Source organism: Cryobacterium mannosilyticum, from assembly GCF_004402705.1.
GTDB classification, from domain to species: domain Bacteria; phylum Actinomycetota; class Actinomycetes; order Actinomycetales; family Microbacteriaceae; genus Cryobacterium; species Cryobacterium mannosilyticum.
In genome coordinates this window covers 21796-41589 of the sequence record NZ_SOFM01000011.1, presented here as the reverse complement: position 1 = coordinate 41589, position 19794 = coordinate 21796, and the positions used below count along the sequence as shown (strand labels likewise).

Below are 19794 nucleotides of genomic sequence, written 5' to 3'. Positions count from 1 at the left end.
TGCCGCACATAGACAAACGGAGAAACATGACCGCCGCCAGCGTTCCGGACAAACCGGCCCTCGAGGGTCTCGAAACCAAGTGGGGCGGCAACTGGGAAGACTCCGGCACCTACCGGTTCGACCGGGGCTCCGCCAGCCGCGCGAACATCTTCTCCATCGACACCCCGCCGCCGACCGCCTCCGGCTCGCTGCACATCGGCCATGTGTTCTCCTACACCCACACCGACGTCATCGCCCGGTTCCAGCGGATGCGCGGCCGCGACGTGTTCTACCCGATGGGCTGGGACGACAACGGCCTGCCCACCGAACGCCGGGTGCAGAACTACTACGGCGTGCGCTGCGACCCCTCCCTCCCCTACGCGGACGACTTCACCCCGCCGTTCGAGGGCGGCGACGGCAAGAGCAGCAAGGCCGCCGACCAGCTCCCGATCAGCCGCCGCAACTTCATCGAGCTGTGCGAGCGCCTCACCATCGAGGACGAGAAGCAGTTCGAGGCCCTCTGGCGCACCCTCGGCCTGAGCGTCGACTGGACCCAGACCTACCGCACGATCGGCCACGATTCGCTGATCACCTCCCAGCTCGCGTTCCTCGGCAACGTGGAGCGCGGCGAGGCCTACCAGGCAATGGCGCCGACCCTCTGGGACGTGACCTTCCGCACCGCCGTGGCCCAGGCCGAGCTCGAAGACAAGGAGATGCCCGCCGCCTACCACCGGGTGTCGTTCCGGAAGCCCGACGAGAGCACCATCGAGATCGAAACCACCCGCCCCGAGCTGCTGCCCGCCTGCGTGGCCCTCGTCGCGCACCCCGACGACGAACGGTACAAGGCGCTCTTCGGCACCGTTGTGCGCACCCCGCTCTTCGACGTGGAGGTGCCGATCCTGGCGCACCACCTCGCCCAGAAGGACAAGGGCAGCGGAATCGCGATGATCTGCACCTTCGGCGACGTGACCGACGTGGTCTGGTGGCGCGAACTCGACCTGCCCAACCGCGCGATCATGGGCTTCGACGGCCGGATCATCGCCGAGGCCCCCGACGTCATCGTGAGCGAGGCCGGCCGTGCCGCCTACGCCCAGCTGGCCGGCAAGACGGTCTTCTCCGCCAAGCAGGCCGTCGTGGAACTGCTCCGCGCGAGCGGCGACATGATCGGCGAGCCCAAACCGATCGTGCACCCGGTCAAATTCTTCGAGAAGGGCGACAAGCCGCTCGAGATCGTGTCGACCCGCCAGTGGTACATCCGCAACGGTGCCCGCGACGAGGCCCTGCGCTCCCGCCTCATCTCCCACGGCGCCGACCTGCAGTGGCACCCCGAATTCATGCGCGTGCGCTACGAGAACTGGGTCAACGGCCTCACCGGCGACTGGCTCGTCTCCCGCCAGCGCTTCTTCGGCGTCCCCCTTCCTGTCTGGTACCCGCTGGATGCCGACGCCAACCCGGTCTTCGACCAGCCGATCGTGGCCACCCGCGACCTGCTCCCGGTCGACCCGTCGTCCGACACCGCCCCCGGCTACAGCGCCGACCAGCGCGGGGCCGCGAACGGTTTCGTCGGCGAGGTCGACGTGATGGACACCTGGGCCACGTCATCGCTCACCCCGCAGCTCGCCGGAGGTTGGGAACGCGACCCCGAACTGTTCGATCTCGTCTACCCGTACTCGCTCCGCCCGCAGGGTCAGGACATCATCCGCACCTGGCTGTTCTCCACCCTGCTCCGCGCCGAACTCGAGCACGGCGTGTCACCGTGGCAGCACGCGGCGCTGTCGGGCTTCATCGTCGACCCCGACCGTAAGAAGATGTCCAAGTCCAAGGGCAACGTGGTGACCCCGGCCGACATGCTCGAGCAGCACGGCTCCGACGCGGTGCGCTACTGGGCCGCGTCGTCGCGCCTGGGCACGGATGCCGCGTTCGACCCGAAGAACCCGACCCAGATCAAGATCGGCCGTCGCCTCGCGATCAAGATCCTGAACGCGTCGAAGTTCATCCTCGGCTTCGACGGCGCCGCGGACGCCCCGGTGACCGAGCCGATCGACCAGAGCATGCTCGCCCGGCTGAGCGTGGTCGTCGGCCAGGCCACGGCCGCGTTCGAGGGTTACGACCACGCCCGCGCGCTCGAACTCACCGAGAGTTTCTTCTGGACCTTCTGCGACGACTACCTCGAGCTGGTCAAGGAACGCGCCTACGGCGAGAGCGGCGCCGGCCAGGCGTCGGCCGTCGCCGCGCTCCGCACGGCCCTCGCCACCCTGCTGCGCCTGTTCGCGCCGTTCGTGCCGTTCGCCACGGAGGAAGCCTGGTCCTGGTCCAACGACGGCTCGGTGCACCGAGCGCCGTGGCCGAGCCAGGCCGAGCTCGCCGCGGGCAGTGCCGGCAACGTCGCCCTGCTCGATTTGGCCAGCCGGGCGCTCACCGGCATCCGGCGCGCCAAGACCGATGCGAAAGCATCCCAGAAATCTGCCGTCGCATCTGCTGTAATTAGCGGAACGGCCGCTGAGGTTGCCCTGCTCGCGCAGGCTTCCGATGATCTGCGGGCCGTTGGTCGTATCTCGGAATTGGTTTTTGTCGATGGCAGCGAATTGGCTGTCACTGATATCGTGCTCGACACGGTGCCAGAGAGTTAGGAGAACCGGATGTCAGTCAAGGTACGAACACTGGGCGACAAGGACTTTTTCTCGTGGTTAGGCCTCTTCGAGGGCTACAGCGAGTTCTACAAGAGCGCGCTGACCGATGAGAAGGCGCTCCAGGTCTGGAGCTGGATCATCGACAAGAACCACGTGCTGGCCGGGGCGGTCGCCGTCAATGACGAGGGTGACTTCATCGGCTTCGCCCACTATCGCGAGGTGCCCAACACGCTCAGCGCAACCCGCGGACTCTACCTGGACGACCTGTTCGTGGTCCCAGAGTCGCGCAGCACCGGGGTGGGACGTGCCCTGATCGAGTTCGCGAAGCAATACGCCACCGAGCACCACCTCAGCACCCTGGCGTGGATCACGGCTGCCGACAACGTTGAGGCCCAGCGTCTCTACGACGATGTCGCCACCCGCACCGACTGGGTCACCTACGAGATAGAGCTCTAGAGTGCAGCTGGGAAACCGCTTCCCACTCGGCGGACCGGTTCCGACGGGGCTGCCGCACGTGGTCGAGATCGCCATCCAGGCGGTCGAGGAGGAACTCGCCGCCCTAGGCGAGGACAACAGCGGCTGGCGCTGGACGCTGACCTGGCTGGAGGCCCAGCCGGTGCTCGAACTCGACGACGGCACCGTCATCCGGTACAACCCGGGGGAAGACAGCGCCACCATCACCCAGCCTGCCGTGACGGTCGAGGACGACGAGGACTGGATCTAAGAGTCACCGGCGTGACATATCGACATCGAGCTACGTCTAGTAAGTGGACTCGCCGCACCGCCTGTGGTGACGGCGGCACGACACGAAGGCTCTCTCATGGATGTCATCACCACGTCGGGGCGCTCGCCTGAGGTCGCCGAGGCCGGCGCCCCGCGACTGCGCGGACGATACCGGTTGCAGGAACTGATCGGCCGCGGCGGCAAGGGCTCGGTCTTTCGCGCCACGGACGAATCGCTGGGTCGCGACGTCGCCGTCAAGGTCTTCGACGCGTCGGCAACGAGCGAGAAGGACATCCGGCTGCAGGAAGACGAGGTGAACCTCCTCGCGAGCCTCAATCACCACAGTCTCGTCACCCTGCTCGACGCGGGCGTCGACCGAACGGATGCCGCCCGGCCGCGCGTCTACCTCGTCATGGAACTTGTCACGGGCGCCGATCTCAAGGTCAAGCTCGAGCGCGGTCCGCTCACTCCTCGCCAGATAGCGCACATCGGCTTCGACCTGGCCGAGGGCCTGCAGTACATTCACCATCGGGGCGTCGTGCATCGAGACGTCAAGCCGGCGAACATTCTGCTGGTGGACTACAACCAGGGCAGCGCACGGTACCGTGCGAAGCTGACCGACTTCGGCATCGCCCTGGTCGGCGCCGCCCCGGGCGGTGACACGGACACCGTCACGACGGGCACGGCCGCCTACCTCAGCCCCGAACAGGCGCGCGGTCAGAACCTGGGGTCGGCCAGCGACATCTACTCGCTGGGTCTCGTGCTCCTCGAGTGTTTCACCCGCACCGTCGCCTTTCCCGGCGACCCGATCCAGTCAGCGCTGGCCCGGCTGCGAAACGATCCGCCCATTCCGCACGGCCTCGCCCCGGAATGGCGGGCCCTCCTGGCGGCCATGACCGCCCGCAACCCGAAAGACCGCCCGTCCATCCACGATCTGGTCCCGGCGCTGCGCCAGCTGGTGGCGTCCGAGACCGGCCGGCACAGGGGCGTCGGCACCGATCCCGAGCCGTCGACCGAGGAGGCCCGGATGCTCGCGGTAGCGCGCTACCGGCTGCCTGAGGCACCGGCCGACGGGGCATTCGACCGGATCACGGCGATTGCCGCCCGGGTATTCTCGGTTCCAGTCGCTCTCGTCACCATCGTCGATCACGATCAGATCTGGTTCACGTCCCACCACGGACTCGAGATAGACAATATCGACAGGCACCCCGGGCTCTGTGCGTCGGCCATCATGGATGACCTGCCCTGGGTCGTGGAAGATGCCCGGTTCGACCCACGGACACTGGCGAACCCCCTTGTTGCCGACGATTTCGGCCTGCAGTTCTACGCCGGAGTGCCCCTGCGCACCCGCGACGGACACAACCTCGGCACGCTGTGCGTGCTCGACTTCGAACCGCGCCTGGCCACGGAACAGGAACTTGCCACCCTCGGGGACCTCGCGGCCATCGTCATGAGCGAGATGGAACTGCGCTTGGAGACCCGACGTTCGATGAAGGCCGGAGCGACCGCTATTCCGACCCCAGGCTGAACCGCGGCTCGTCTCGCCGGCTACCGGTCCCGCCGCGCGGCACCACCCGTGTCGTCCCAGGCCCAGAGCGCCGCGACGCCCAGTCCCCCGGCGATGCTCACGGCCGTGAGGCCGAGTTCTCCCGGCGAGGCCGCGGCCCGGCACTGCCGCAGCAGGCCGAGCACCAGCAGCGCGCCGCTCGCGCCGAACGGATGGCCGACAGCCAGCGCCCCGCCCTGCAGATTGGCGCGCTCCTCCGCAACACCGAGGAGATCCAGCGACGCCAGCACCTGGGCCGCGAAGGCCTCAGTGAATTCGATCCGGGACAGGTCCGCTGCCCCAATCCCCTGCCGGGAGAGCACCAGCCGGGCCGCCTCGCCGCCGGCGATGCCGAGGACGTCCGGGTTCGTGCCCGTCACCGCGGAATCGACGAATCGCAGCCCACCGCCGAGGCCGAGGGCATCCGCGGTCCGCCGGCTGGTCACCAGCACCGCGACGGCCCCGTCGGCGTCTGCGCAGGAGTTGCCGGCGGTGACGGTCCCGCCTGCCCGGAAGGCCGGACCGAACCGGCTCAACAGGCCGGCCGTGAGGCGGGGCCGCGGGCCCTCGTCGGCATCGACCCGGCCGGCCTCGGTGGCCAGGGCGACGATCTCCTCGGCCAGCTTCCCTGACGCGCCGGCCATGATGGCCAGCCGGTGGCTGCGGAGTGCGAACGCGTCCTGTCGCTCCCGGGTGATGCCGAACCGGTCGGCCACATTCTCGGCGGCGACGCCCATCTCGGGGTCGCCGACCTCGTCGGGCGAGAACCGCACCCGGTCGAAGAAGTCGGGGTGCCCTGGCGTCGACGAGAGCCGGTGGGCCCGGAGCGGCGCCGTGCTGCAACTCTCCACGCCGCCGGCCAGATAGATGTCACCGGCGCCCGCGGCGATGAGCCGGCAGGCCAGGACGATGGCCTCGAGGCCGGAGCCGCACTGGCGATCGACGGTCAGGCCCGGCACCGTCACGGGCAGGCCTGCGCGCAGGAGGGCGAGGCGTGCCACGTTGCCGCCGCCGCCGACCGCGTTGCCGATGATGACATCGTCGACCGTCTCCGGGGCGACGCCCGCGTCGGCCAGCAGCCTGGCCAGCACCGGCGCGAGCAACCGGTCGGCGGTGAGCGTCGCCAGAGCGCCGTTCACCCGGCCGAAGGCGGTGCGGCGGCCGAGGAGGACGACCGGCTCACGGTCGGCGCCCGGCCGGGCGTGGCCAGGCCCGGCAGCGTCGGGCCGGGCAGAATCAGTCCAGTGCGGTGACACGCGGGTCTCCCTCGGTGATCCAGCGGGCAAGGATGCTGCGGTTGAGTTTGCCGCTGGGGGTGAGGGGCATCGCCTTGAGCCGGTAGTAGGACCGTGGCCGTTTCGCTTCGGCGAGCGAGGCGGCGACGGCCCGGCGCAGTACGGCCGCGTCGACCTCGGGACCGCCGAGGACCGCCACGACGAGCCGGGAGCCCCGGCGGGCATCCGGCACCCCGACCGCGACGACGGATGTGACGCCGGACAGGCCCTGCAGGGCCGCCTCCACCTCCTGCGGGTAGACGTTCTGGCCGGAGGTGACGATCATGTCCGCCCGACGGTTCCGGAAGTGCAGCACGTCGTCCCGGTCGAGGAAGCCGAGGTCGCCGACCGTGCACCAGTCGCCGTCGCGGCGGAAGGCCTCGCCGTCGTCGCCCCAGGCATAGCCGTTGCCGACCAGGTCGCTGCGCACGAAGATCGTGCCGGTTTCGTTCCGGGGCAGTTCCCGCCCGGTCTCGTCCCTGATGCTCAGGGAGACTCCGGGGAACGCGCGGCCGACGGCCGTGACGTCCGTTCCGGGCGCCTCCCCCGGGCGCACCGTCGATGCGGCGATGAAACTGAGCTCGGCAGCCCCGTAGTACTCGTGGATGGTCGCGTTGGACGCGAACCGTCGTGCGGCGGCCAGGGTGGCCGGATCCAGCCGGGCGCCGGCGCTGATGATGCTGGTCAGCCCCCGGCCGTCCACCCCGCCGGCCAGGCCGCGTTCGGCGAGCAGGCGCAGCACGGTGGGCACCAGCACGAGCCGGGTGATCTCCCGGTCGGCGACGCAGGCGAGGGCGGCGGCCAGGTCGAATTCCGGCAGGGTGACGAACGTGGCGCCGGCGTGCAGGGACTCGGCCAGGGCATACAGGGTGAGACTGGACGACAACGGTCCCGGCGCGAGCGTGCGGTCGTGCCGGGTCAGCCCGAAGTAGTCGGTGCCGGCTTCGAAGGAGCGTCGCCAGGATTCGCGGGTGCGGGTGAACGCCTTGGGCAGGGAGGTGGTTCCGGAGGTGAATCCGTAGAGGAAGACCGAGCCGGGGCGCCCGTCGGCCAGGGCCGGGACGGAACCGGGCCGGGACCGCGGCTGCCACCGAGCGCCCTCGGCGGCCAGCCGTTCTGTGACGGTCTCCCGCTGGGCGACCGGCCAGCCCGGGTCGAGCACGGCGACGGCGCCGTCGCCGGCGATCCCGGCGGTGAGGGCGACGGCGAAGTCGATGCCGTTGGGCAGGCTGATGGCGGTGATGAACGCCCGGTCGGTCTCCTCGGGCAGCGCGCCGGTCGCCCGGGCCGCGAGTCCGGCGAAGCTGAGCCGGTCGGCGCCGACCTCGACGGCCGTCGCGCCCGGCTGGTGCCGGGCCCAGTGGTTCAGCTGATCCAGGAAGGGCACCCTTGATGTTACTTCCGGGCGAGGATCTCGCCGTGCGGCATCCCGAACCAGCCGTCGGGGTCGGCCGCCCACTGCCGCCAGGCCGCCGCGATCTGTCGCAGGTCGGCGAGGTCGGCCGCGCCGACCTCGATCGCGTGCGCCGCGAATGCGGATTCGGTGGCGCGCACGGCCCACGACTCTCCCCACCACTCGCGTTCGGCGTCCGAGGCGAAGCACCAGATCGACGCGCTGCTGGCGACACTGGTGAATCCGGCCTGCCGGGCCCAGGCCTTCAGCGCCCGCCCCGCGTCGGGGTCGCCGCCGTTCCAATAGTGCACGTCACGGTAGGCAGTCATCCACAGCAACAGGCCGGGCAGCTTGGGATGCATCATCACCCCGCCGTAGTCGACGTCCCGCGCCGCGAACACCCCGCCGGGTCTGAGCACCCGCCGGATCTCCTTCATCGCCGCCACCGGGTTGGCGACATGTTGCAGCACCTGGTGGGCGTGCACGATATCGAAGGACTCGTCCGGGAAGTCGAGGGCGTAGACGTCGCCGACCTGGAAGACCACGTTGCGCACCCCCTCGTCGAAGGCGAGCCCGGCCGCGCGGTGGATGATCTCCTCCGCGGCGTCGATGCCGGTGACCTGGCCGGGTGAGAGGCGCCGGGCCAGGTCGACCGTGATGGTGCCGGGCCCGCAGCCCACGTCGAGGAGGGTTGATCCGGGGTGGAGGTGCGGGATGAGGTAGGCCGCCGAGTTCGCCACGGTGCGCCAGGTGTGCGAGCGGAGCACGCTTTCGTGGTGACCGTGCGTGTAGTGGTCGCGCGGTGCGGTCTCGGGGCGTTCGGGCTGGTCGCGCTGGTCGGTCATGCCCTGAGCCTACGCACGGAAGCGGAACCGGTGTCGGTCGAACTAGGTTTGTTTCATGGTGAATCGATGAATCCCTTCTCGCGCCCGAGCACGCTCCCGTTCCGGCTTCCCCCGTTCGCGGAGATCACCGAGGAGCATTACCGCCCCGCCTTCCTCGAGGGCATGGCGGAGCAGCGAGCCGAGGTGGCGGCCATCGGAGCGAATCCGGAACCGCCGACCTTTGAGAACACCCTGCTGCCCCTCGAACGCAGCGGCCAGGCGTTCAGCCGGGTGGCGGAGGTCTTCTTCAACCTGAGCTCGTCGCACTCGAGCGACTTCACCAACGCGCTCGAGGAGGAGCTGGCGCCGCTGCTCGCCGCGCACGCCGACGCCATCCGGCTCGGCCCCGCGCTCTTCGCCCGCATCGCCGCCGTGCATGAGCAACGGGATGCGCTGGGCCTGGACCCGGAGTCGCGGTATCTGGTCGAACGGTACTTCACCGAGTTCACGCTCGCCGGGGCCGGCCTGTCGGACGAGGACAAGGCCATCCTGCGCGACCTGAACGCGCGGCTCGGTGTCGCCGGCACCCGGTTCGAGAAGAACCTGCTGGCCGACACCAACGACCTGGCCCTCGTGCTCGACGATGTCGCCGAGCTCGACGGGCTCTCGGCCGGGGAGATCTCGGCGGCGGCCCTGGCGGCCGACTCCCGCGGGCTGGCCGGACGCTACGTGATCACCCTCGTGCTTCCCACCAGCCATCCCTACCTGGCGCAACTCACCAACCGGGGCGTCCGGGAGCGGCTGCTGGCCGCCTCCCGTGCCCGCGGCATCCGTGGCGGGGTTCACGACAACCGGGCCCTGGTGCTCGAGATCACCGCCCTGCGCGCCGCCCGGGCCCGGCTGCTCGGGTTCGCCAACCACGCATCCGCGGTCACCGCGGACGAGACTGCGAAGACGCCGGACGCGGTCGCCGACCTGCTCGGACGGCTTGCGCCGGCCGCTGCCCGGAACGCGCTGGCCGAGCAGGCCGACCTGCAGGCGGTCATCGACAGTGAGGGCGGCGGTTTCACCCTGGCCGCCTGGGATTGGGCGTTCTACACCGAGAAGGTGCGCCGGGCCCGGTTCGACGTGGACAGCCAGGCCCTGCGGCCCTACTTCGACGTCGAACGCGTGCTGCACGACGGCGTGTTCTTCGCCGCGACCAGCCTGTACGGGGTGACGTTCACCGAGCGGGAGGACCTGGTCGCCTGGCACCCGGAGGCTCGCCTCTTCGAGGTCGCCGAGGCCGACGGCTCCCCCGTCGGGCTGTACATCCTCGACCTGTACACCCGGGATTCCAAGCGCGGCGGCGCCTGGATGAACCCCCTCGTCTCCCAGTCCGAGCTGCTGGGCACCCCCGCGGTGGTCTGCAACAACCTCAACGTGCCCAAACCCGCGCCCGGTGAGCTGACCCTGCTCAGCTACGACGAAGCGACGACCCTGTTCCATGAGTTCGGTCATGCCCTGCACGGTCTTTTCGCCCGGGTCACCTATCCGAAGTTCGCCGGCACCAGCGTCTACCGGGACTTCGTCGAGTTTCCCAGCCAGGTCAACGAGATGTGGCTGCTCTGGCCGGAGGTGCTGGCGAATTTCGCGAAGCACACCGTGACCGGCGAGAGCATGCCGCACGAGCTGGTCGACCGCATCCGTGCCTCCGCGACATTCAATGAGGGCTTCCTCACCAGCGAGTACCTGGCCGCGGCCCTGCTCGACCAGGCCTGGCACCTGATCGACGCCGACACCGTGGTGACGGATGTCGCGGAGTTCGAGGCATCCGCCCTCGCCGCCGCCGGCCTGGCGAACGAGGCGGTGCCCACCCGCTACGCGAGCACCTACTTCGCGCACACCTTCGCCGGCGGTTACGACGCCGGCTACTACTCCTACATCTGGAGCGAGGTGCTCGACGCTGACACGGTGGACTGGTTCACCGAGAACGGAGGCCTCAGCAGGGAGAACGGCGAACGGTTCCGCCAGCACGTGCTCGCCGTGGGCGGGAGCGCCGACCAGTTGGCGGCCTACCGGGACTTCCGCGGCCGGGACGCCCGCATCCAGCCCTTGCTCGACCGGCGCGGCCTGACCTAGCCGCCCCGCGCTCCGGCAACTGTTGCCAGTGCGGACAGCAGTTGTCCGCACACCGGCCACAGTTGTCCGTTGCGGCAACAGTTTGCGCCCTGCGCGAGCCCAGCGCTGGGCCACGAGGTCCGTCGGCTCAGGCGGACTTGTCCACCCGGCGCGCCTTGTGCAGCACGATGGTCGGCTCGGCGTTGTCGAGCACGGCGGCCCGGGTCACGACGACCCTGGCGACCTCGGAGCTCGACGGCACCTCGAACATGATCGGCCCGAGCACCTCTTCCATGATGGCTCGCAGGCCCCGGGCACCGGTCTTGCGGAGCACCGCCAGGTCGGCGATGGCCTCCAGGGCCGGCTGCTCGAATTCGAGTTCGACTCCGTCGAGCTCGAACATGCGCTGGTACTGGCGCACGAGGGCGTTCCGCGGCACGGTGAGGATCTGCATCAGGGCCACCTGGTCGAGCTGGGTGACCGTGGTGACGACCGGCAGCCGGCCGATGAATTCGGGGATCAGACCGAACTTGTGCAGGTCTTCGGGGAGCACCTCGCTGAAAAGGTTGACGTCGTCGCCCTTGCTGTGCAGCGGAGCGCCGAAACCGATCCCCTTCTTGCCGGCCCGGGTGGAGATGATGTCGTCGAGGCCCGCGAAGGCGCCGGCCACGATGAACAGCACGTTCGTCGTGTCGATCTGGATGAACTCCTGGTGCGGATGCTTGCGGCCGCCCTGCGGCGGAACCGATGCGACCGTGCCTTCGAGGATCTTCAGCAGCGCCTGTTGCACACCCTCGCCCGAGACGTCGCGGGTGATCGACGGGTTCTCGGCCTTGCGCGCGATCTTGTCGATCTCGTCGATGTAGATGATGCCGGTCTCTGCGCGCTTGACGTCGTAGTCGGCGGCCTGGATCAGCTTGAGCAGGATGTTCTCGACGTCTTCACCGACGTAACCTGCCTCGGTGAGGGCCGTCGCATCCGCCACCGCGAAGGGAACGTTCAGCCGCTTCGCGAGGGTCTGGGCGAGGTAGGTCTTGCCGCAGCCGGTCGGGCCGATCAGCAGGATGTTGGACTTGGCGATCTCGACGTCGTCGTGGATGGCGTCGGCGGCGGTGAGGGTGGCCCGGGCGCGCACGCGCTTGTAGTGGTTGTAGACGGCTACGGCGAGGGCGCGCTTGGCGGCTTCCTGCCCGATGACGTATTCCTCGAGGAATCCGAAGATCTCCTTGGGCTTGGGGAGGTCGAACTCACCGTTGCCTTCTTCGGCGCCGGCCTCGGCCAGGCGTTCCTCGATGATCTCGTTGCACAGTTCGACGCACTCGTCGCAGATGTACACACCGGGACCGGCAATGAGCTGTTGGACCTGCTTCTGACTCTTCCCACAGAAGGAACACTTCAACAGGTCGGCACTCTCGCCTATTCGGGCCATCCGTCAGCCTCCTCCATCGGTATTGCTGGTAACGCTGAACTGAGCCTAGCCTGTGCCTGTGACTGTGGTGTGCAAGCCGTGCGGACCGGTGGAAATGCGATAACGGCGGCTGGGCGAGAAACGGCCGTGAGGCCCCGAAAACGGCGGATGCCCGGCTGTCAGCCAGCCGGGCATCCGCCGTTTTCGACGTGCGATTGTTGCGAAGCGCTACTTGACGAGCGTGGGAACGTTCTTGCGGCTGGTCAGGATCTGGTCGATCAGGCCGTATTCGAGGGCCTCGGGGGCGCCGAGGATCTTGTCGCGGTCGATGTCCTTGTGGACCTGCTCCGCCGTGCGGTTGGAGTGGTGGGAGATGGTGAATTCCAGCCACTCACGCATCCGCTGGATCTCGGCGGCCTGGATTTCGATGTCGGACGCCTGCCCGCCACCCTGACCGCCGGCCGAAGGCTGGTGGATGAGGATGCGCGCGTTCGGAAGCGCGAGGCGCTTTCCGGGCGTTCCGCCGGCGAGCAGCACGGCGGCGGCGGAGGCCGCCTGGCCGAGGCACACCGTCTGGATGTGCGGTCGGATGTACTGCATCGTGTCGTAGATCGCCGTCATCGCGGTGAAGGAACCACCCGGTGAGTTGATGTACATCACGATGTCGCGGTCGGGGTCCTGGCTCTCCAGCACGAGGAGCTGGGCCATGACGTCATCGGCGGACGCGTCGTCGACCTGCACGCCGAGGAAGATGATGCGGTCCTCGAACAGCTTCGCGTAGGGGTCCTGACGCTTGTACCCGTAGGCGGTGCGCTCTTCAAAGGTGGGGAGGATGTAGCGGGCCTCGGGCGACTGCGGGGCGCGGCCCCCGGCCTGGTGACCAAAATTCGTGAATTCCATGTCGTTTCTGCCCGTCCTACTTCTTGTTCACTGAGTCGTCGGTGCCGCCGCCGCCGACCACATCCGACGCGAATTCGCGCAGGTGGTCGACGAAGCCGTATGCCACGGCCTCTTGGGCGGTGAACCAGTTGTCGCGGTCGTTGTCGATGAGGACCTGCTCGACCGACTTGCCGGTCTGCTCTGCGGTGAGTTCGGCCATCCGCTTCTTCATGTCCAGGATCACCTTGGCCTGGGTCTGGATGTCGGCGGCGGTGCCACCGAATCCGCCGGACGGCTGGTGCAGCAGAACGCGTGCGTTCGGGGTGATGTAGCGCTTGCCCTTGGTGCCGGAGGACAACAGGAACTGGCCCATCGACGCGGCCAGGCCGATGCCGACGGTGACGATGTCGTTCGGAACGAACTTCATCGTGTCGTAGATGGCCATGCCCGCCGTGATCGAGCCGCCGGGCGAGTTGATGTAGAGGAAGATGTCCCGCTCAGAGTCCTCTGCGGCCAGCAGCAGGATCTTGGCACAGATCTCGTTGGCGTTCTCGTCCCGAACCTCTGAACCGAGCCAGATGATGCGGTCTTTCAGCAGTCGGTCAAAAACGCCGGGTGTAGGTGCCATATCGGCCATGTCGCGCTCCGTTTCGCTTGTCGCTTCAGAATGAATCTATAGGGTCGGACGCGCGAGAACGGCCGTGTTCGCCCTCGGCAGATTGCGCGCCGCCCCCGCGACGCTCCCCCGGGACGCTGAAGTGACGAAGGACGGGGCGACACGCAAAAACGGGGCCGGATGTCTGTGACATCCGGCCCCGTTCTCGTGGCGTGCTACTTCTTTGCTGCGGCCTTCTTCTTCGGTTTGGCCGGGGCGGCGTCGGCCTCGGGTGCCTCGACGGCATCCTCGGTTTCTTCCTCGTCGGCGGCCTCGTCGTTCGCGGCGACGGCGGCGAACTCGGACAGGTCGACCGGCGCCCCGTTGGAGTCCACGACCTCAGCCTTGCCCAGCGCGATCGCGAGGGCCTTGTTACGGGCGACCTCGGCGACCATCGACGGGATCTGACCGTTGCCGCTCAGCGCCTGCACGAATTCGCTCGGGTCCATGCCGTACTGGCTGGCACCCTGGATCAGGTACTGGGTGAGCTCGTCCTGGCTGACCTGGACCTTCTCGGCCTCGGCGATCGTGTCGAGCAGGATCTGCTGGCGGAAGGTCTTCTCGCTGGACTCGGTCACCTCGGCGCGGTGCTCGTCGTCCTCGAGGCGGTTCTCGCCCTCGAGGTGGCGACGCACCTCGTCTTCGATGATCGACGTCGGGATCGGAACCTCGACCGAGGCGAGGAGCTGCTCGACGAGCTTCTCCCGGGCCTGGCTGCCCTGACCGAAGGCCTTCGAACGCAGGACCTGCGCCTTGAGGCTCTCGGTGAGCTCGGCCATGGTGTCGAACTCGCTGGCGATCTGCGCGAAGTCGTCGTCGGCGGTGGGAAGCTCGCGCTCCTTGACGGCGATGACCTTGACGGTGATCTCAGCGGTCTCGCCCTCGTGGTCGCCACCCATCAGCTTCGAGTTGAAGGTGGTGGTCTCGCCGGCGCTGAGGGAGTCGAGCGCCTCGTCGATGCCGTCGATCAAGTCGCCGGAGCCGACCTCGTAGGAGATCCCGGTCGCGTTGTCGACCTCGAGCTCGTTGATGCTGGCGACCAGGTCGATCTGGGCGAAGTCGCCGGTGGTGGCGGGGCGGTCGACGGTGACGAGCGTGCCGAAACGGCTGCGCAGCTGGTCGAGCTCCTCGGCGACGTCTTCATCGGACACCTCGACGGCGTCAACGGTGAGCTTCAGGCCCTCGTAGGCGGGAAGGTCGATCTCGGGGCGCACGTCGACCTCGATGGCGAGGAGCAGGTCTCCGGAGAAGTCCTTGTCGCTGGGCCATTCGACGATGTCGGCTTCCGGGCGGCCGAGGGGGCGCAGCTTGTGCTCTTCAACGGCCTTCCGGTAGAAACCGTCGAGGCTCTCGTTGACCGCGTGCTCGAGCACGGCGGACTTTCCGACGCGCTGGTCGATGATGGGCGGCGGAACCTTGCCCTTGCGGAAACCGGGGATGTTGATGTCCTCGGCAATGTGCCCGTAGGCGTGGGTGATGCTGGGCTTCAGCTCCTCGGGGGTCACCGCAATGGTGACCTTGGCGCGCGTGGGACTCAGCTTTTCGACCGTGGACTTCACGTGGGTATCTCCTGTGTTCGAACGATGTTCTGGGGGGTGACTGTCGGGGCGACAGGATTCGAACCTGCGACCTCTCGGCCCCAAACCGAGCGCTCTACCAAGCTGAGCTACGCCCCGGATATTTTCTCAACCCGTTGGAGTCATCCTTCGGAGCGCAAAGCTCACGCACCAGCGGAATGACCTCGGTAAGTCTACTGCACGGTCAGGACGCGAAAGCGACCCGCCGTGCATCCGTCACCCCGGAACGTGTACTAAAGTAATCGAGTGCGCGGGAGATCGCGCCTGGGGATGTAGCTCAATGGTAGAGCCTCAGTTTTCCAAACTGATGGCGCGGGTTCGATTCCCGTCATCCCCTCCAGATTGGCCGGCCGGGTTACTTCTTACCCTTCTTGTCGTCCACTATCCCGCCCAAGAGGCCGCCGATCGCTCCACCGAGCACCCCTCCGGCCGGCCCGCCCAGGAGCGACCCGATGCCGGCACCGATACCCGCAAGGCTGGAGCCGTAGCTCACCTTGGCGATCGTGACCGTCGTCGTTCCTTCAGGATTCACTGCGATATCGAACGACCCGACGGCGGCCGACGCGACGACCAGCGCGACGGGGCTGGCTTTGCCGCCGGCGGCCAATTTGCCGTAGACGTCCCGTGACTCGAAGAACGCCCGCTGGGGGTCGGCTTTCCCTTCCCCGGCCTCGAACCCGAGCTTGTAGAGGTCCAGCAGCGTCTGCACTTCTTCGTCGGTGATCAGTTCGGCCGCTTCCAGCCGGTCCAGGATCGCTTTGTGATCGGCGACCAGGTCGCCGTTGTTCGCCTCCATGATGCGGCGCGCTTCCGCCCGCGCGGCCTGCATCATCCCCGCAATGTCAGTACCCAGGTAAGTCTGAGTCTTCATCATGCACCTCCTCTGAGATTTCCTCATGTCAGTAAAGCACCGCAGGTCCGGCTCCGCGCGGTCGGTTTTCGCCCCTTCCGTCTGAAACGCACCATGCGATAACGCGGGAGACTAGGCGTATGCCTGATCTCACCTTGCACGGCGGCGTCGGCAACCGCGTTGACACCGAGATCGAAGTGAAGCGATCCAGGTTCCTCTGCCGCCTGGTCAGAACCGAGACCGAGGATGCCGCGCGTGCTGCGGTCGACGAGGCGCGCAAGGAACATTGGAGCGCACGCCACCACTGCTCGGCATTCGTGCTGGGTCCGACCGGCACTCCCGATCAGGTGCGCCGGGCCAATGACGACGGAGAACCGTCAGGGACTGCGGGCCGGCCGATGCTCGAGGCGCTGTCCGGGCGCGGCTTCGTCGATTGCACGGCCGTCGTCAGCCGCTACTTCGGTGGCACCCTTCTCGGTGCCGGCGGCCTCGTGCGCGCCTACTCGGATGCCGTTCTGACCACGATCGACGAGTCCCGGTTCCGCGGGTTGGTCGTGCAGCGTGCACGCCGTGAACTGTTCACGCTCGCTTTGTCCCACACGGATGCCGGTCGAATCGAGGCCGAGTTGCGCCAGCGCGGAGTGCTCATCCTGGGTACGGACTACGGGGAGGACGCGGTGCTGCGGATTGCGCACGACGACGCTGCGCTACTCGCCGCGGTCGTCGCCGGCGTCACGGCCGGAAGCGCGCAGCTGGAATCCCTCGGCCAGGAATGGGTCGACGTCGCGTATCCCGCCGCGATTGCGGGCGGCACCTAGAACGGTCATGTCCCCGACTTTCGTTCATGGTCAACTACCGGGTCGAGGATCTCGATGCCCTGGTTGAGGCCCTGCGCGAAGAAGGCTGCAACGTTCTGGAGAACCCAGACGTTCAGGAGAACACAGGCGATTCCGAGTACGGGAAGTTCGCCTGGGTCATCGATCCGGAAGGAAACAAGGTAGAGCTCTGGCAACCGCCCACCAGCCAATGACCAGTCGGCGCCCGGCTGCCCTGAACCGAGTCGGCTACCCGCGAATCCGGCCCAGGAAATCGATGACCCGGCGCAGCAGGAGTTCGGTGGCATCCGCGTCGTAGGAGGGCAGGGAGTTGTCGGCGAAGTAGTGCTGATCGCCTGGGTAGAGGAACAGCTCGGCACTCGGAGCGGAGGCGACGATGGCCCGGGCCGCGTCTATGTCGCCCTCGTCGACGAAGTAGGGGTCGGCATCCATGCCGTGGATCTGCACCGGAACGTCGACCGGCCAGGCCCCGCCGAATTCGGACACAGGCACACAGGAGTAGCACAACACGGCGCCCAGGGCGCCCGGGCGGGTCTGGGCGAGCATCTGGGCCGGCACCACGCCCAGCGAGAAGCCGGCGAAGACGAGGTTGTCGCCGACGGCGTCGGCGGCCCGGGTTCCGCGTTCCATGACCTCGCCGAACCCCAGTTCTCCGACGTAGGCCATGCCGGCTTCAATGCTGTCGAATGTGCGGCCGTCGAACAGGTCGGGCGTGTGCACGTCATGGCCGTCGGCGCGCAGCCGGTCGGCGAACGCGGTGATCCCCGGAGTCAATCCCTGGGCGTGGTGGAACAGGAGGAGTTGAGTCATGGCCGAGTCCTTTCTGGCTCTGCGTGATCAGGCTTGGCTCCGCTGTCTCAGGCGCCGATCAGGAGCAACACGTGGTAGACGACGTAGACCGGCCAGACGATGGCCTGGAGCAGACCCAGGATGACGCCCCAGAACGTGCCCGTCGAGAGGGAGATGAAGTAGATGGCCGCCCCGATATAGGCCAACAGGAAAACAAAGCCCCATGGCCCGTCCCGCACGATCACCCGTGCCCGACCGTCCGTCGCCATCTGATCCTCCCCTTCGCGATGCCGTCAGTGATTTGCAGACCTCAGTGATTTGCAGACCTCATTGGCAGGTTAGACGCAGCATCCGAATTGCGACAGCCCACGCCCCGTGCGAATCCGGATTGATTGACAGGGATTCTCGCACGGGTCTAGCGTGGCCGGTGGGGTTGGTTGCTGCCTCACAACGCCTCTCTCGAGAGGTACGCCTGGGGAGTGAATGTGCCAATCCAACTGACTCGACGCAACGTGCTGGGCAGTTTCGCGGCGGTGAGCGTGCTGACCGCCGCCGGCATGACCCCGGCCCAGGCGGCAGAGCGCGGGGGCGGGCATCGGCCGGGAGACCCCGTCTCCCTGACGATCATGGGCACGACCGACCTGCACGGCTGCGTCTTCAACTGGAACTACTTCCAGAACACCGAATACGACGACTCGGCTCGGAACGACATCGGCCTGGCCAAGGTGGCCACGCTCGTCGAGGCGGTGCGCGTGCAGCGCGGACGCGAGAACACGCTGATGATCGACGCCGGCGACACGATTCAAGGCACTCCCCTGGCCTACTATTTCGCGCGCATCGCGCCGATCACCGACGGTCACCTGCACCCGATGGCCGCGGCGATGAACTACATCGGCTACGACGCCGCAGCCCTGGGCAATCACGAGTTCAACTACGGCATCCCCTTGCTCCGGACCTTCGCCGACCAGCTCGACTTTCCGCTGCTCGGGGCGAACGCCCTGGACGCGGCGACCGGGCTGCCTGCCTTCGCGCCCTACGTCATCAAGACGATCCAGCCGGCCGGTGAGAAGCCGATCAAGGTGGGCATCCTCGGCCTGACCAATCCGGGGATCGCCATCTGGGACAAGGCGAACGTCGAGGGCCGGCTGACCTTCCCCGGCCTCGTCGAGCAGGCCGCCGTCTGGGTGCCGCGCCTGCGTGCCGCGGGGGCGGATGTCGTCATCGTGGCCGCGCACTCCGGCGCCACGACCTCGTCGTCGTACGGCGACGCCCTCCCCTACCCCGAGAACGCGGCGACCCTGGTGGCCGAGCAGGTTCCCGGGATCGACGCGATCCTGGTCGGTCATGCCCACCAGGAGATTCCGGAGCGGCGAGTCGTCAACGCGCAGACCGGTCGCACCGTGATTCTGACGGAGCCGCTGCGCTGGGGCATGCGGCTGTCCCTGATCGAACTGTCACTGGTCAAGCGCCGGGGCCGCTGGGAGGTGGAGAGCGCCGGATCCAGCGTGCTCAACAGCAACACCGTCCCGGAGGACCCGAAGGTGGCCGACCTGCTCCGCGCCGACCACGACACGGTCGTCGGGTACGTCAACTCAGTCATCGGCAGCTGCACCGAGGCGATGTCGTGCGCCACCGCGCGCTACGAGGACACCGCGGCGCTGGACTTCATCAATCTCGTGCAGGGGCAGGCGGTGCGCGCGGCGATCGCCGGGACCCCGCAGGCCGGCCTGCCGATCCTGTCGATCGCGGCCCCGTTCAATCGGGAGGCCGCGATCCCCGCCGGCGAGGTGACCGTTCGCGACGTGGCCGGACTGTACAGCTTCGATAACACCCTCCTCGGCATCGTTTTCACCGGCGCCCAGGTGAAGGCCTACCTCGAAAAGTCGGCCCAGTACTTCAGACAGGTCGTCGGGGCGGGGCCGTTCACGCCGGACCAGCTCACGAACGCGGTCACCGCCGTGGCGCCGACCGGCACGCCGGACTACAACTACGACGTGATGGGCGGCCTCGACGCATCCCTCAGCTACACTATCGACGTCGCCAGGGACCCCGGCTCGAGGATCGCCGACCTCGCCTACGACGGCGCTCCGATCGACGCCGCGGCGCAATTCGTCATCGCCATCAACAACTACCGGCAGTCCGGCGGCGGCGCTTTCCCCGGGGTCACGACCGCACCGGTGGTGCACAACGCCCAGCAGGAGATCCGACAGCTGATCATCGACTGGGTCACCCGGGCGCAGGTGGTGGAACCAGCAACGTTCGCACGCGTCGATTGGGCGCTCGTTTCCAATGGTGCGCCGGTGCAGATCACCGGTTGAGACGGATGCGCCG

Annotated in this window: 18 protein-coding genes and 2 tRNA genes; 9 read left to right on the top strand and 11 right to left on the bottom strand. The window is 67.9% G+C overall.

Annotated features, from left to right (window positions below; translation table 11 throughout):
- Window positions 1-26: 26 nt before the first annotated feature.
- The 4 genes from valS to E3O32_RS05280 all read left to right on the top strand — a co-directional run bounded on the left by valS (window position 27) and on the right by E3O32_RS05280 (window position 4860).
- A complete protein-coding gene (valS, locus tag E3O32_RS05295; protein WP_134507485.1) occupies window positions 27-2609 on the top strand; it encodes a valine--tRNA ligase in 2583 nt (860 codons plus the stop codon).
- A 9-nt stretch (window positions 2610-2618) separates the two neighbouring features.
- Window positions 2619-3065, top strand: a complete 447-nt coding sequence (locus tag E3O32_RS05290; RefSeq protein ID WP_134507484.1) for a GNAT family N-acetyltransferase — start codon at window positions 2619-2621, stop codon at window positions 3063-3065.
- A gap of 1 nt (window position 3066) precedes the next feature.
- Window positions 3067-3333 carry a hypothetical protein gene (locus E3O32_RS05285; protein WP_134507483.1) on the top strand — a complete coding sequence of 89 codons (267 nt, stop codon included), beginning with the start codon at window positions 3067-3069 and terminating at the stop codon, window positions 3331-3333.
- A gap of 96 nt (window positions 3334-3429) precedes the next feature.
- Complete coding sequence (locus E3O32_RS05280; protein WP_134507482.1) at window positions 3430-4860, top strand: protein kinase domain-containing protein; 1431 nt, start codon at window positions 3430-3432, stop codon at window positions 4858-4860.
- Window positions 4861-4880: 20 nt separating this feature from the next.
- On the opposite strand, the gene E3O32_RS05275 is transcribed toward E3O32_RS05280, so the two are convergent.
- From E3O32_RS05275 to E3O32_RS05265, 3 genes are read right to left on the bottom strand one after another with little or no spacing between them, the layout of a single operon-like run.
- Entirely contained in the window at window positions 4881-6134 is a 1254-nt protein-coding gene (locus tag E3O32_RS05275) for a thiolase family protein (RefSeq protein ID WP_134507481.1), read from the bottom strand.
- Window positions 6115-7539 carry a class I adenylate-forming enzyme family protein gene (locus E3O32_RS05270; RefSeq protein WP_134507480.1) on the bottom strand — a complete coding sequence of 475 codons (1425 nt, stop codon included), beginning with the start codon at window positions 7537-7539 and terminating at the stop codon, window positions 6115-6117. Before E3O32_RS05270 ends, E3O32_RS05275 begins: the two co-directional genes overlap by 20 nt.
- 8 nt (window positions 7540-7547) lie before the next feature.
- A complete protein-coding gene (locus E3O32_RS05265; protein ID WP_134507479.1) occupies window positions 7548-8390 on the bottom strand; it encodes a methyltransferase domain-containing protein in 843 nt (280 codons plus the stop codon).
- 66 nt (window positions 8391-8456) lie between these two features.
- Here E3O32_RS05265 and E3O32_RS05260 point away from each other — a divergent pair, with 66 nt between their 5' ends.
- Entirely contained in the window at window positions 8457-10490 is a 2034-nt protein-coding gene (locus tag E3O32_RS05260) for a M3 family metallopeptidase (protein ID WP_134507478.1), read from the top strand.
- Window positions 10491-10617: 127 nt separating this feature from the next.
- Here E3O32_RS05260 and clpX read toward each other — a convergent pair whose 3' ends face one another.
- The 5 genes from clpX to E3O32_RS05235 form a co-directional block, all read right to left on the bottom strand.
- A complete protein-coding gene (clpX, locus tag E3O32_RS05255; protein ID WP_134507477.1) occupies window positions 10618-11898 on the bottom strand; it encodes an ATP-dependent Clp protease ATP-binding subunit ClpX in 1281 nt (426 codons plus the stop codon).
- Between the two features lie 207 nt (window positions 11899-12105).
- The gene (locus tag E3O32_RS05250) at window positions 12106-12777 is read right to left on the bottom strand and encodes an ATP-dependent Clp protease proteolytic subunit (protein ID WP_134507476.1); all 672 of its coding nucleotides are present in this window, start codon (window positions 12775-12777) and stop codon (window positions 12106-12108) included.
- Window positions 12778-12793: 16 nt separating this feature from the next.
- Window positions 12794-13384, bottom strand: a complete 591-nt coding sequence (locus E3O32_RS05245) for an ATP-dependent Clp protease proteolytic subunit (protein WP_241974585.1) — start codon at window positions 13382-13384, stop codon at window positions 12794-12796.
- 203 nt (window positions 13385-13587) lie between these two features.
- Entirely contained in the window at window positions 13588-14970 is a 1383-nt protein-coding gene (gene tig / locus E3O32_RS05240) for a trigger factor (protein ID WP_166790781.1), read from the bottom strand.
- Window positions 14971-15013: 43 nt separating this feature from the next.
- Window positions 15014-15087, bottom strand: a tRNA-Pro gene (locus tag E3O32_RS05235).
- 167 nt (window positions 15088-15254) lie between these two features.
- On the opposite strand from E3O32_RS05235, the gene E3O32_RS05230 reads away from it, so the two are divergent.
- Window positions 15255-15328: transfer RNA gene (locus E3O32_RS05230), tRNA-Gly, on the top strand.
- Window positions 15329-15343: 15 nt separating this feature from the next.
- Here E3O32_RS05230 and E3O32_RS05225 read toward each other — a convergent pair.
- The gene (locus E3O32_RS05225) at window positions 15344-15862 is read right to left on the bottom strand and encodes a hypothetical protein (RefSeq protein ID WP_134507474.1); all 519 of its coding nucleotides are present in this window, start codon (window positions 15860-15862) and stop codon (window positions 15344-15346) included.
- A gap of 116 nt (window positions 15863-15978) precedes the next feature.
- On the opposite strand from E3O32_RS05225, the gene E3O32_RS05220 reads away from it, so the two are divergent.
- Both E3O32_RS05220 and E3O32_RS05215 read left to right on the top strand, forming a co-directional pair.
- A complete protein-coding gene (locus E3O32_RS05220) occupies window positions 15979-16656 on the top strand; it encodes an IMPACT family protein (RefSeq protein ID WP_134507473.1) in 678 nt (225 codons plus the stop codon).
- A 26-nt stretch (window positions 16657-16682) separates the two neighbouring features.
- On the top strand, window positions 16683-16868 hold the full coding sequence (locus E3O32_RS05215; protein ID WP_134507472.1) for a VOC family protein: 186 nt from the start codon (window positions 16683-16685) through the stop codon (window positions 16866-16868).
- A 34-nt stretch (window positions 16869-16902) separates the two neighbouring features.
- Here E3O32_RS05215 and E3O32_RS05210 read toward each other — a convergent pair whose 3' ends face one another.
- Complete coding sequence (locus E3O32_RS05210) at window positions 16903-17484, bottom strand: dienelactone hydrolase family protein (protein WP_134507471.1); 582 nt, start codon at window positions 17482-17484, stop codon at window positions 16903-16905.
- Between the two features lie 47 nt (window positions 17485-17531).
- Window positions 17532-17732 (bottom strand): hypothetical protein, encoded by a 201-nt coding sequence (locus E3O32_RS05205; RefSeq protein ID WP_134507470.1) that lies wholly within the window; start codon window positions 17730-17732, stop codon window positions 17532-17534.
- 216 nt (window positions 17733-17948) lie between these two features.
- Between E3O32_RS05205 and E3O32_RS05200 the strand changes: the two genes are divergently transcribed.
- Window positions 17949-19781, top strand: a complete 1833-nt coding sequence (locus E3O32_RS05200; RefSeq protein ID WP_241974584.1) for a bifunctional metallophosphatase/5'-nucleotidase — start codon at window positions 17949-17951, stop codon at window positions 19779-19781.
- Window positions 19782-19794 lie beyond the last annotated feature (13 nt).